Here is a 12,324-nt window from a genome sequence, read left to right on the forward strand (position 1 = left end):
CGATCTCCGGCACCGCCGCTGCTGCGTTCATGGGCAAGAAGGATCTGCAGCCGATCCTTCGCCAGTTGCGCACTTTTGGGCTGGGGCCGTTTGCGGACAAAGCTGAACAGGTTCATGATGCACGCCCGAACAGCCGCTGGAACAGGCCGGGGCGCGGCTCGCCCACGATGCGCATTTCGACCTGCGTGCCGGTCAGGCGGGACACGGCATCCTCATAGGCCTGGGCGGCGGCGGACGGTCCGTCCAGCACGACGGGCGTGCCCACGTTCGATGCCTTCAGGATCGCCTTGCTTTCCGGGATGACGCCCAGCAGCGGCACCGCGAGGATTTCCAGCACATCCTCCACCGTCATCATCTCGCCGTTGTCGACGCGTGCCTGGTCATAACGGGTCAGCAGGACCTGCGCCTTGATCGGTTCGGCACCCTCGGTTTCGGCACGTTTCGTCTGGCTGCTCAGCAGTCCAAGAACGCGGTCGCTGTCGCGCACGGAGGACACTTCGGGATTGGTCACGACCACCGCCTCATCGGCGAAATACATCGCCATCTGGGCACCACGCTCGATCCCGGCCGGGCTGTCGCAGATGATATAGTCGAACTCTGCCTTCAGCTCTTTCAGGATTTCCTCGACGCCCTCTTTTGTCAGGGCATCCTTGTCGCGCGTCTGAGAGGTGGGCAGGATCGACAGCGTGTCCAGCCGCTTGTCCTTGATCAGCGCCTGCTTCAGCTTGGCATCGCCCTGAATGACGTTGATGAAATCGAAAACGACGCGCCGTTCGCAGCCCATGATCATGTCAAGGTTGCGCAGGCCCACGTCGAAGTCGATCACGACCGTCCTGAAGCCCTGCTTGGCCAGACCCGCCGAGATCGCCGCGGAAGAGGTTGTCTTGCCGACGCCCCCCTTCCCCGAAGTGATCACGATGACCCGCCCGAGGGGCGGCTTTTCAGTGGCTTCCGTCGTCATGCGATCACCTCCATTCGAAGTTTCTCGTCCTCTAGGTAAATATGCGTGCAGCGTTGCCGCGCCGCATCCTCTATCGCCTCATTTGTCTGGTAAAGACCGGCAATGGCAACCAGTTCGGCGTTCAGGCTTTGGCAGAAGATATGCGCGCCCTCGTCGCCATGACATCCGGCCATCGCGCGCCCGCGCAGGGTGCCATAGACATGGATGTTTCCTGCCGCGACCAGTTCGGCCCCCGAGGCGACGGAACCGATCACCGTCAGGTCCCCGTGTTCGGCCACCACCATCTGCCCCGACCGGATGGGAGAGCGGATGACCTTGTTCTTCAGCGGGCGCGGCACCTCGGCCGTGGGGGCGGCGGGTCCGGGGTCGGCCGGCAGCGGGGCGTCGCGGCCCGCGCTCAGCGTGATCAGGCCCAGTGCCTGCAGATCGGCTGCACCGATGCCTGCGGCGTTCTGCACCCCGAAAACCCGCAATTCCCGCTTGCGCAGGCTGTCCACCAGATCGCGGATGCGGCCCGCGTCGCGAAAGCCGCCGGTATTGGCGAAATCCAGCACGATCGGCGCACCGGAAAAAAATTGTGGCGATCTGCCCAACTGTTCGTCAAGCTGCTCAAAGAAAAGATCGTCCGCACGCTCGGCATCGATGCGAAGCGTCAGTGCAGTCAGGAAGCGACCGCGTACCTGAAACGCGGCTACCGTTGCCGGCGCGGGGTCATGCCGGGCCCGGGCGTATCGATCTGACACGTCGAAACTCTGCTCCTGCGTTGTGGCGGATCCACTCCGCTCTTACTTGATATGCACTCTCACGAAACGGCGGTCGCACAAAAGAAGCCGCTCGCGTCTTCAGCAGGAACCCGCCAACTTGTAAAGTCCGATGCACCATATCGAAGCCAGAAATTCCGTTCCAGCCATAGTTCGCGGTCCAAGCCGCCGCACACCCGCGTTGCCGGCAGGAAATCCGGCGAAAGGTTTCTTCTGGGCTGTCGATCAGAACCTATTGTTAACTTTGATTCGGTATGTCTCTTGATGTCGTTTGGAGCCAAGGGACAACGACTCGACCACTCACGAAGGGGTTTACGATGAACATCCGTGCTGACCTTCCGCCGACGCGGGCCGAGGCGGAGGCCGCGCTTGCGGTTTTGCGCCACTATACGGCCAACGCGACGGAGGATGACGTTGCCGCGCTGCAGCTTCCCGCGGTTCTTCGCGCTTATCCGGAGCTGAGCCGCGCTTATCCTGCGGGTTTCACGGCCGATGCGGCCTACCGCGCGACGCTTCCCGATCTGCAGAACGGCCCGTCCAGCCTGATCGTGGGGGCGCAGGCCGTCATCCAGCATGTGGGCATTTCCAACTTCCGCCTGCCGATCCGGTACCGGCTGAAGGATGGCGGGGATGTGGTTCTGGAAACCTCGGTCACCGGCACCGTCAGCCTTGAGGCGGAAAAGAAGGGCATCAACATGAGCCGCATCATGCGGTCCTTTTATGCCCATGCCGAGCGTGACTGCTCGCTTGAAGTGATCGAGCACGCGCTGGAGGATTACAAGCGCGACCTTGGCAGCTTCGATGCGCGCATCCAGATGCGGTTTTCCTTCCCCGCGCGCGTGCACTCGCTGCGGTCGGGGCTGACGGGGTGGCAGTATTACGACATCGCGCTGGAACTGGTGGACGTGGCCGGCCAGCGCAAGAAGATGATGCATCTCGACTATGTTTACTCCTCCACCTGCCCGTGTTCGCTGGAACTGTCCGAACATGCCCGCCAAACGCGGGGGCAGCTTGCCACGCCCCATTCGCAGCGGTCCGTCGCGCGCCTGTCGGTGGAAATGACGGGCGACCGGCTGTGGTTCGAGGATCTGATCGCGCTGGCCCGCACCGCCGTGCCGACCGAAACGCAGGTCATGGTCAAGCGCGAGGATGAACAGGCCTTTGCCGAACTGAACGCCGCCAACCCGATCTTCGTGGAAGACGCCGCCCGGTCCTTCTGCGCCGTGCTGCAGGCCGATCCGCGCGTACGCGATTTCCGCATCATCGCCAGCCATCAGGAATCGCTCCACTCCCACGACGCCGTTTCGGTCCTGACCGAGGGGCAGACCTTCGCACAGCAAAGCATCGACCCGAAGATGCTTGCAACGCTGGTCCACAGTGGCTGAACGGGCGCAAAAACAAACGGGGCTGGTGGGAAGACGCGGTAAATCCGCGTTTTTCCTGACGGGGTCAGATGGCGTTCACCACTCGGAAACGGATCAGTGAATAGGATTGTCGAAACACATTTCGAACAGGAACGTTCCAAAGGTGCCAGACAAGCCGAAGGAAGAACCATCCACGCCGTTCTTATTGCGGCCCTTGAAGGAAAGTGACGCAAGCCAGATGCCAGCCCTCAACGTTCTGCGCCTGATCAGTATCCTTTTCTGCCTTACGGCATTCGGCGCCGTGGCCAATGCCGATGATCTTTCCGTGCCGCATGGCCGGGTGATATTGACCGTGTCCGGTAACATTGCGAAAACCAATGTCGGCAATACCGCTCAGTTCGACCGGAAAATGCTTGAGGATTTGGGCATGGTCGATGTCACCACCGCAACGCCCTGGCATAGCGGCAGGAACACCTTTTCCGGTGTGCCGGTTGCAAAACTTCTTCAGCATGTGCAAGCGCAGGGTGAAACGATCAAGGCGGTTGCGCTGAACGATTATGAGGTGGACATCCCACTTTCGGACGCATGGAAGACGGGCGTCATCCTCGCGGGGAGTGTCTGAAACTCTGTGTATCTGACGGGGCGCATACGGTTTTCAGATACAGTCAGGCGTCGAAGCGCCCGGCGAACATTATGGCCAGCGGATTGCGGGCCGCAACCCATTCACGAACCGCCCGACCGCCCTTCTCGAAGTTGCGGATGGCCAGGTAGATCAGCTTGGTCGCGGCCTCCTCGGTGGGGAATGAGCCCTTGGTCTTCAGCGTCTTCCGCAGCACCCGGTTCAGCGACTCCACGGCGTTGGTGGTGTAGATGATCTTCCGGATCGCTGCGCTGAAGGCAAAGAACGGGATCACCTCGGCCCAGGCCCGGCGCCAGGCCGGGGCAATGGAGGGGTATTTCCCGGCCCATTTCTCCTCGAACCCGTCCAACTGTCGGGCGGCCTCCTCCGCCGTCGGGGCCTGGTAGATCGGGCGCAGATCGGCGGCCACGGCCTTGCGGTCCTTCCAGCTGCAGAAGTTCATCGAATGCCGGATCAGGTGAACGATGCAGGTCTGAACTGTGGTATCCGGGAAGGCCGCTGTGATGGCTTGCGGGAAGCCCTTCAGGCCGTCCACGACCGCGATCAGGATGTCCTGAACCCCCCGGTTGCGCAGTTCGTTCATCACCGACAGCCAGAACTTGGCGCCCTCGTTGTCGGCGATCCAGAGTCCGAGGACCTCGCGCTCCCCATCCCTGGTGACACCCAGGGCGATGTAGACCGCCTTGTTCTTGACCATCCGACTGTCGGCATCGCGGATCTTGACCCTGAGCGCGTCGAAAATGACGATCGGATACATCCGGTCCAGCGCCCGGTGCTGCCACTCGCGCACCTCGTCCAGAACTGCATCGGTCACGCGGCTGATCAGGTCGGGCGAGACCCGCAGGCCATACAGATCCTCAAGATGGGACTGGATGTCGCGCACCGACAAACCGGCGGCATAGAGCCCGATGATCTTGTCATCCACCCCGTCGATCCGGGTCTGACCCTTCTTCACCAGCTCAGGCTCAAAGCTGCCATCCCGGTCGCGCGGAACCGACAGCGGCACCTCGCCATCCGAACCCTTGACCCGCTTGGTTGAAATCCCGTTGCGGCGGTTGGATTGTTCCGGCGGGGCCTCGGCACCGGCCTCATAGCCCAGATGCGCGGTCAGTTCGGCCCCGAGCATCCGTTCCATCAGACGGATCGTCAGCTCCTTCATCAGCCCGGCCTCGCCAAGCAGATCGTCAGGCCGCTTGCAGCCCTTCAGCAGCTCGTCCAGCAATTCGTTCGAAATCGTCATCAGCCGTGCTCCTCTCAGGAAGCATGGACCACATCACGAATACACAGAAGCTCGGACACTCTCTCCTCGCGACAAGGCTGAACGGGAACGAGATGACCGTTCGTGAAAAAGGCCCTGTCTTCGTCATTTATCCCTATGACAGCGCCGCAGCTATGGATACGCAAACCTACTATTCGCGATCTGCGTGGCAGGTCTCGCGTCTTATCATCAGGTAGCATCATTGAGGCGTGCCCTTTACACCCTGATCGCATTGTTTATCGCAGCGACGATCTACCTGTTGAACACCGTCGGCGAACGCCAGGCGGTGCTGCGGCACGTTGCCCATCACAATGATGCATGGGCCGTCAGTCAAACCGTGCAGGAACTGTTGCGCCTTGAAAGCGCGATGTCGCATTACCTGCTTGCCGATGCGCCGAAATCGCGCGCCAACATCCGCCTGCGCCTCGACATCGTGCTGAGCCGCCTGATCTCGTTGCAGGAAGGATCGTTGAAGGCGTTCCTGAACGAAATCCCCACGCGCCAGCAAACGCTTGCAAGCCTGACAGAAGCCGCGACCGACCTAGACGCAACACTTGAAACGATGGCCGATCAGCAGCTGCTTGCGGAAATCGAGCGTTTAAGCATGCTTGTCGGCCCGCTGACGAACCTGTCCTCGCAATCGGTGCAACACAGCTGGGCCGTGGCCGAAGAGAGTCTTGAAAGCCTTGAACGGCTTCACAAGATCTTCGGCGTCGTTGTCGCCTTCCTGATCTTGTGCTGGTGCGGGCTTCTGTTGCTTCTGCTGCGCCACAACCGCCTGCTCAACATCGCGCAAGAGCAGGGTAAAATCCTCAATGACAGCCTGAATGCCGCCGGGAACGAGTTGCGCGACAAGAACCGCAGCCTTGAATATGCGGCGCATCACGACTCGCTGACGGCATTGCCGAACCGCACCCTTTTCTGGAACGAACTGGAAATGGCCCTCAGCGCACCGCTTGCCGGCGACACAACGGTCAGCCTGCTGCTTCTTGACCTTGATGAATTCAAGACCATCAACGACACGATGGGCCACGATTTCGGCGACATGCTGCTGCATCAGGTCAGCGAGCGGATGCGCCGGTTCAGCGTGAAGCCGCACATGTTCTGCCGCCTTGGCGGGGACGAATTCGCCTGCCTTCTGCTTGGCAAAACGGGCGAGGAAAGCGCGGCTTATGCGCGCGATCTGGCGGTGGATATCGCTGCCCCCTACCAGCTGTCCGATCGCCGCGCCCAGATCGGATGCTCCATCGGCATCGCGACCACGGAAGCACCGCATGAAACCACGGCCCAGATGCTTTTCAAGCGGGCCGATATTGCGCTTTACCGGGCAAAGGCCGCCGATCAGGATCGCGTCTGCCTGTTCGAATGCTTCATGCAAAGAGAATACGATGACCGCAAGGTGCTGGAGGACGACCTTCGCACCGCCCTTGCACAGCAGTCGATCCAAGTCGAATACCAGATCCAGGTGGATGTTCAGTCCCGCGAACTTCGCGGGCTGGAGGCACTTGCGCGCTGGAACCACCCGACGCGCGGCCAAATTCCCCCTGCCGTTTTCATTCCCCTTGCCGAAGAAATCGGACTGATCCGGGATCTTGGACAGCTGATCCTGCTGGAGGCGTGCACCGAAGCGGCCAAGTGGCACCAGCCATTGAAGATCGCGGTCAACCTTTCGTCGATGCAGTTGCAGTCACCTGCCTTTCTGGGCGTCGTTCAGGACGTTCTGCGCGCAACGGGGCTGGACCCCAAACGGCTTGAGCTGGAGATCACGGAATCCGTTCTGCTGGACAACCGTGAGGACGTTTTCCAGGCGCTTACCGATCTGAGGCTTCTGGGCGTCACGATCGCCATGGATGATTTCGGAACCGGCTATTCCTCGCTGGCGGTCCTGCGGGATATTCCCTTCGATACGATCAAGCTCGACAAGACCTTCGTTCGCGACATTGCCTGGGATCACGAAGCGCAGGCACTGGTGAAACTTGTCACCGATCTGGCTGGCCTTCTCCGCAAGGAAGTGATCCTTGAGGGGATCGAGACAGAAGACCAGCACGACATCATCCGGCACCTTCGCTGCGATGTCGCGCAGGGCTTCCTTTTTGGCCGCCCCACGACCGCAGCCCAGCTTGACCACCTGCGGCGGAGCCGCGAACCAGAACCGGCAACCAACCATTGTGGAGCATGACATGACAACAGACACCCCCCTGATGCTTCACGGCCTTCGCGTTCCGATCACGGAAGCCGACGTGTCGCCCATCATCTGGCGCGCGATGCAAAGCGGGGAGTATGAGGCGAAGGAAGCGCGAAGCGTGCGCAGCCTTCTGCATGCGGGCGACCGGGTTCTGGAACTCGGCTCCGGGCTCGGGATCATCACGTCGATCATGGCGCAAACGCCGGGTGTGCGGATCTGGTCGTTCGATGCGAACCCGCACCTGATCGCCCTGTCCCGCCGGATCGCCGAGGCGAACGGCATCGAGAATGCGACATTCGAACACGGCCTTCTGTCGGCGGGGGCGCCGGAAAACCATGTCTTCTACATCCGCCGCGACTTCTGGATGTCGTCGATGCTGGAAATGCAGGGCCCCTATGAAACGACGATTTCCGTGCAATCCTCCAACCTCGATGATTTCATCGAGGCGCAGTCGGTCAACGTCCTCGTGATGGATATCGAGGGGGCCGAGCGGGATCTTCTTTCGGCGGCGCGCCTTGATGGGGTGGACTGCGTTTTCCTTGAACTGCACGATCATCTTTACGGATTGGCCGGCGTGCGGTCCATCTTCGCGTCGATGGACCGGCTGGGCTTTTCCTATGATCCGCGCGGATCTTCCGGCCCCTGCGTCCTGTTCCGGCGCGATGACGGGCAGATCCGCCCGTACGAAGGGTAGGCCCGCTTATTCCACGCCCACCACATCCGGCGTTTCCCAAGCCAGGTGCTGGCCCCCGTCCGGGCAGATAAGCTGCCCGGTCACCGCCCGCGCCCCCAGCAGGTAATCAAGGGCGGCGGCGATATCCTCGGGGCCCGCGCCGCGGCCCAGCACGGTGGCGGCGCGCTGACGGCGGAAGTCCTCCTCGGACTGCCGCGCCCCGGCCAGCGTCGGCCCGGGACCAATGGCGTTCACGCGAACATGCGGCGCCAGCGCCTGCGCGGCCGTCCGCGTCAGCGTCCACAAAGCGGCCTTGGCCAGCGTATAGGTCATGAATTGCGGGGTCAGCTTGTGCACCCGCTGGTCGATCATGTTCACCACCAGCCCCTGCGCCAACGGCTCCCCATCGCTTGCAGCCTTGGGAACCTGCGCGGCAAACCCCTGGATCAGCACGAACGGCGCGCGCAGGTTGGAGCCGATATGCCGGTCCCAGCTGCGGCGCGTTGCGGTTTCAAGGCTGTCCTCCTCAAAGATGGAGGCGTTGTTGACAAGCACCGTCAGCGGCCCCACCGCCCCGACCGCCCGGCCGATCAGGCCCTGCGTTGCGTCTTCGTCCAGAAGGTCGGCCTGAATGGCCTCGGCCTGGCGGCCCATTGCGCGGATTTCGGCAACCGTTTCAAAAGCCGCGTCCCGCGATCCCGAATAATGCACCGCGACATCGTAACCACGCCGGGCAAGATGCAGGGCCATCGCCCGACCGATCCTTCGGCCTGCGCCGGTGACTAGTGCTGCCATGCTGATCTTCTCATGATTGTCGTGGCGCCTGCGATGCTTCTGCGCCGAACGTGTTGGCATCGTTGCTGCCGGTGTTTCAGTGCAAGGTCCATGTCGCGGGCTTGATCCGTTTTTCCGATAACATGTTATGGAATGAACATTCCCGAAACCTCAAGAGGGCGGGTTGTTCCGCAAGCACATCGGCAGGCAGGTCCGCCCCGAAATGCAACACGGGGCGCGAAGATCGCGCCCCGCGTGAAGGCCGGCCGCGGCAGGATCAGACGATGCCGCCGCCCCCGCCTGTGGAGACCGGACGCTGCGCCGCAACCCGCGCCCGATAGCCCGAGGCGCGGAACGCGGCGACGGGATCAACCGCCGCCCCCGCCTGAAGCCGCGCCATTTGCAGGATCGGCTCCACATCCGTGCGGAACGCCGCCCGCAGCGTGGCCGAGGCCATCAGCGCGTCGTTGTCCTGCTGATACCCCGCAAGCGCAGCTCGATCCACAAGGGTGGCCTGCACGAAGGCCCGCTGGATCTCCATGGCCGAGATCATCAGGCTTTCGATCGGGTCGGTCACGTTATGCGACTGGTCGATCATGTGCGACAAGCCCGCCGGATCGGCGTCCACCAGCTCGTTGAATACAAGGAACAGGCGGTAGGGCTCGATCGTGCCGGCATCCAGATCGTCGTCACCGTACTTGGAATCGTTGAAGTGGAACCCGCCCAGCTTGCCCGCATGGATCAGGCGCGACACGATCATCTCGATGTTCACGTTGGGGGCGTGGTGGCCCAGATCCACAAGGCACATCGCCTTCTCCCCCAGCTCCTGCGCGGTCAGCAGGCTGGTGCCCCAGTCCTGCACCACGGTGCTGTAGAAGGCAGGCTCATAGATCTTGTGTTCCGAGAAGATGCGCCAGTCATCGGGCAGCGCCTTGTACACCTCTTTCATCGAGGCAAGATACCGCTCGAACTGCCGCGCCATGTTCGTCTGGCCGGGGAAGTTCGATCCGTCGCCGATCCAGACCGTCAGCGCCTTCGATCCGATGGCGCGGCCGATCTCGATGCATTCGATGTTGTGCTCGATCGCCTGCCGGCGCGTTGCCGCATCGGTATGCGAAAGGGACCCGAACTTGTAGGAAAGCGTCCCCGTATCCTGAAAGGTGTTGGAGTTCATGGCGTCAAAGGTCACGCCAACCTCCTCGGCCTTGGCCAGCAGGTCGGCGGGATCGGCCTTGTCCCACGGGATGTGCAGGCTGACGGCAGGTGTCGCCGCCGTCAGTGCATGGATCACGCCGCAATCGTCCAGCTTGTCGAAAATGTTCGCAGGCTCCCCCTGCCCCGGAAAGCGGGCAAAGCGGGTGCCGCCTGTGCCGGTGCCCCAGCTGGGCACGGCCACACCGAAGGCGGCGGCCTTGCGTGTCAGCGCGGCGATGTCCACGCCCCGCCGCGCCAGCTTTTCGCCAAGCGCGTCGTAATCGCGGCGCAGGTCGGCTTCGGCCTTGGCATTTTCGGCCTCGATGATCTGTTTCATGTCCATCACCGCGTGAAAGCCTGCACATTGCCCGCATCGACGTTCAGGATGTTCCCCGTCGACTTGGCCGATTTTTCCGATGCGAAGAAATAGGCGGCCTCTGCAATATCCTCCGGCAGGACCGAACGCTTCAGCATGGAGCGGTTCCGGTACATCTCCTCCAGCCCCTCCTTGTCGGTCTTGTAGGTGGAGGCGCGCTGGTCCAGCCAGTCGCCTTCCCAGATCTTGGACCCGCGCAGCACGGCGTCGGGGTTGACCACGTTGACGCGGATACCAGCCTCTGCCCCTTCCAGCGCAAGGCAGCGGGCAAGGTGGATTTCCGAGGCCTTGGCCGTGCAATAGGCCGAGGCGTTGGGCGAGGCCGCAAGACCGTTCTTGGAAGCCACGAACACCACCGCGCCACCGATCCCCTGCGCGCGCATCAGCTTGAACGCCTCTCGCGAGACAAGGAAATAGCCCGTGGACAGGATCGCCATGTTCTTGTTCCACAGATCCAGCGTCGTTTCCTCCACCGGGGCGGAAGATGCGATGCCGGCATTGGACACGAGGATATCGACGCCGCCGAATTCCACCGCCGCATGGGCATAGGCCGCAGCAACCGCCGCCTCGTCCGTCACGTTCATCTTCACCGTGCGGACCACGTCCTTGCCGTGACGCGACATCAGGTTCTGCGATGTCGTTTCCAGCGCGGCCTCGTCGATATCGGCCAGCATCACGCAGGCACCTTCGGCAAGGTAACGTTCGGCCGTGGCCGATCCGATACCGCCCGCGCCGCCCGTGACCAGCGCCACGCGGCCCGCCAGCGATTTCGGCTTCGGCATGCGCTGCAGCTTCGCTTCCTCCAGCAGCCAGTATTCGATGTCGAAGGCCTCCTGCTCGGGCAGGCCCTGATATTCGGACACGGCAGAAGCGCCGCGCATCACGTTGATCGCGTTCACATAGAACTCGGCCGAGATGCGGGCCGTGGCCTTGTCCTTGGCGAAGGTGATCATCCCCACACCCGGCACCAGATAGACCACCGCGTTCGGATCGCGCAGTGCGGGGCTGTCGGCATGTTTGCAGCGGTCGTAATAAGCGGCATACCCTTCGCGATAGGCCGCCACCTGTTCGGGCAGGTCGCGCAGCGTCGCCTCCACATCGCCGTCATATTCCACCACCAGCGGGCGGATCTTGGTACGCAGGAAGTGGTCGGGGCAAGAGGTGCCAAGCGCCGCCAGATCGCGCATGTTGCGCGCGTTCACGAATTGCAGCACGGCCTCGCTGTCGTCGAAATGGCCGACCATGTGCTGCTGGCCCGACACCATGCCGCGGATCGCGGGCATCAGCCTTGCCGCAACGGCGCGGCGGGCATCGGCGGGAAGCGCCTCGCGCACTGCGCCGCCAAAGGCGGGAACGCCCGCCGTCTTGCCCTCGAACCAGGCGATGGCCTTGTTGATGATCTCCAGCGTCAGCTCGTAGCAGGCCTTCGCGTCGTCATGCCATGTGAACAGCCCGTGCGATTCCAGCACCACGCCCTTGGCGTTCGGGTTCTTCAGGCAGAAATCCTCCAGCCACAGGCCCAGCTCGTATCCCGGCTTCTTCCATGGCAGCCAGCCGATCTCTCCGCCGAAGATCTCCTGCGTCAAGTCCTGCGAGTTCTGGGACGCGGCGATGGCGATGATCGCGTCGGGGTGCATGTGGTCCACGTGCTTGCGCGGAACATAGGCGTGCAGAGGCGTGTCGATGGAGGCCGCGCGCGGGTTCAGGTTGAACGTGCAGAAGGGCAGATAGCCCACCATCTCGTCCTCATGCTCCACGCCCCGGTACTTGCCCTTCAGCGCGCGCAGCTTGTCCATGTAAAGCGTGGCGAAGCCGTCCATCTTGATGGAGCCGACATCCCCGCCCGATCCCTTGACCCACAGCACTTCCACCTGCTCGCCTGTCAGCGGATCGGTTTCCATCGCCTTGGCCGAGGTGTTGCCCCCGCCATAGTTGGTGACGCGCTTGTCCGAACCAAGAAGGTTGGACCGGTACAGCAGCTTTTCGGCTTCGGTCATGCCGGCGGCTTTCGCGTCATCCCAAAGCGAGGGCAGGCGCGAGGATGCGATGGTCATGGTGATCTCCTCCCGATCGATATGGGGCGAAGGGTGCTGCGGACCTCGCGCATTGTCAATCATCTTCGCGCATAATCCGTCATC

The 12,324-nt window shown here is 62.4% G+C and carries 11 protein-coding genes; 4 read left to right on the top strand and 7 right to left on the bottom strand.

Features of this window, described 5'->3' with window-relative positions:
* The 3 genes from JX25_RS15425 to minC form a co-directional block, all read right to left on the bottom strand.
* Positions 1-116: cell division topological specificity factor MinE (locus JX25_RS15425; protein WP_241557960.1), on the bottom strand; the 116-nt coding region annotated here is incomplete at its 3' end.
* A complete protein-coding gene (gene minD / locus JX25_RS12535) occupies positions 113-961 on the bottom strand; it encodes a septum site-determining protein MinD (protein ID WP_128255431.1) in 849 nt (282 codons plus the stop codon). The genes JX25_RS15425 and minD, both read right to left, overlap by 4 nt.
* Entirely contained in the window at positions 958-1,704 is a 747-nt protein-coding gene (gene minC / locus JX25_RS12540) for a septum site-determining protein MinC (protein WP_128255432.1), read from the bottom strand. Before minC ends, minD begins: the two co-directional genes overlap by 4 nt.
* A gap of 335 nt (positions 1,705-2,039) precedes the next feature.
* On the opposite strand from minC, the gene folE2 reads away from it, so the two are divergent.
* Complete coding sequence (gene folE2 / locus JX25_RS12545) at positions 2,040-3,107, top strand: GTP cyclohydrolase FolE2 (protein ID WP_128254468.1); 1,068 nt, start codon at positions 2,040-2,042, stop codon at positions 3,105-3,107.
* Positions 3,108-3,249: 142 nt separating this feature from the next.
* The gene (locus JX25_RS12550; protein WP_128255433.1) at positions 3,250-3,708 is read left to right on the top strand and encodes a putative pterin-binding protein; all 459 of its coding nucleotides are present in this window, start codon (positions 3,250-3,252) and stop codon (positions 3,706-3,708) included.
* A gap of 43 nt (positions 3,709-3,751) precedes the next feature.
* Here JX25_RS12550 and JX25_RS12555 read toward each other — a convergent pair whose 3' ends face one another.
* Positions 3,752-4,966, bottom strand: coding sequence for an IS256 family transposase (locus tag JX25_RS12555; RefSeq protein ID WP_128255434.1), 1,215 nt, complete (start codon positions 4,964-4,966; stop codon positions 3,752-3,754).
* A gap of 220 nt (positions 4,967-5,186) precedes the next feature.
* Here JX25_RS12555 and JX25_RS12560 point away from each other — a divergent pair, with 220 nt between their 5' ends.
* Positions 5,187-7,163, top strand: a complete 1,977-nt coding sequence (locus JX25_RS12560; RefSeq protein WP_128255435.1) for a putative bifunctional diguanylate cyclase/phosphodiesterase — start codon at positions 5,187-5,189, stop codon at positions 7,161-7,163.
* Between the two features lies 1 nt (position 7,164).
* Positions 7,165-7,863: an FkbM family methyltransferase gene (locus JX25_RS12565; RefSeq protein WP_128255436.1), complete on the top strand. Its 699-nt coding sequence runs from the start codon at positions 7,165-7,167 to the stop codon at positions 7,861-7,863.
* Between the two features lie 6 nt (positions 7,864-7,869).
* Here JX25_RS12565 and JX25_RS12570 read toward each other — a convergent pair whose 3' ends face one another.
* The 3 genes from JX25_RS12570 to JX25_RS12580 form a co-directional block, all read right to left on the bottom strand.
* Positions 7,870-8,697, bottom strand: a complete 828-nt coding sequence (locus tag JX25_RS12570) for an SDR family oxidoreductase (RefSeq protein ID WP_128255437.1) — start codon at positions 8,695-8,697, stop codon at positions 7,870-7,872.
* Positions 8,698-8,893: 196 nt separating this feature from the next.
* Entirely contained in the window at positions 8,894-10,153 is a 1,260-nt protein-coding gene (gene rhaI, locus JX25_RS12575; RefSeq protein WP_128255438.1) for an L-rhamnose catabolism isomerase, read from the bottom strand.
* Positions 10,153-12,240: a bifunctional rhamnulose-1-phosphate aldolase/short-chain dehydrogenase gene (locus JX25_RS12580; protein WP_206611588.1), complete on the bottom strand. Its 2,088-nt coding sequence runs from the start codon at positions 12,238-12,240 to the stop codon at positions 10,153-10,155. Before JX25_RS12580 ends, rhaI begins: the two co-directional genes overlap by 1 nt.
* Positions 12,241-12,324 lie beyond the last annotated feature (84 nt).

Origin of the sequence: Falsirhodobacter deserti, assembly GCF_004015795.1 — a bacterium.
In the GTDB taxonomy this organism is placed as follows: domain Bacteria; phylum Pseudomonadota; class Alphaproteobacteria; order Rhodobacterales; family Rhodobacteraceae; genus Falsirhodobacter; species Falsirhodobacter deserti.

What these genes read in the sequence shown, in the direction of transcription:
- rhaI (WP_128255438.1), bottom strand. Translation starts at nt 10,153, where the DNA reads ATGGACATGAAACAGATCATCGAGGCCGAAAATGCCAAGGCCGAAGCC.
- minD (WP_128255431.1), bottom strand. Translation starts at nt 961, where the DNA reads ATGACGACGGAAGCCACTGAAAAGCCGCCCCTCGGGCGGGTCATCGTG.
- JX25_RS12570 (WP_128255437.1), bottom strand. Translation starts at nt 8,697, where the DNA reads ATGCCAACACGTTCGGCGCAGAAGCATCGCAGGCGCCACGACAATCAT.
- JX25_RS12555 (WP_128255434.1), bottom strand. Translation starts at nt 4,966, where the DNA reads ATGACGATTTCGAACGAATTGCTGGACGAGCTGCTGAAGGGCTGCAAG.
- JX25_RS12565 (WP_128255436.1), top strand. Translation starts at nt 7,165, where the DNA reads ATGACAACAGACACCCCCCTGATGCTTCACGGCCTTCGCGTTCCGATC.
- folE2 (WP_128254468.1), top strand. Translation starts at nt 2,040, where the DNA reads ATGAACATCCGTGCTGACCTTCCGCCGACGCGGGCCGAGGCGGAGGCC.
- JX25_RS12580 (WP_206611588.1), bottom strand. Translation starts at nt 12,240, where the DNA reads ATGACCATCGCATCCTCGCGCCTGCCCTCGCTTTGGGATGACGCGAAA.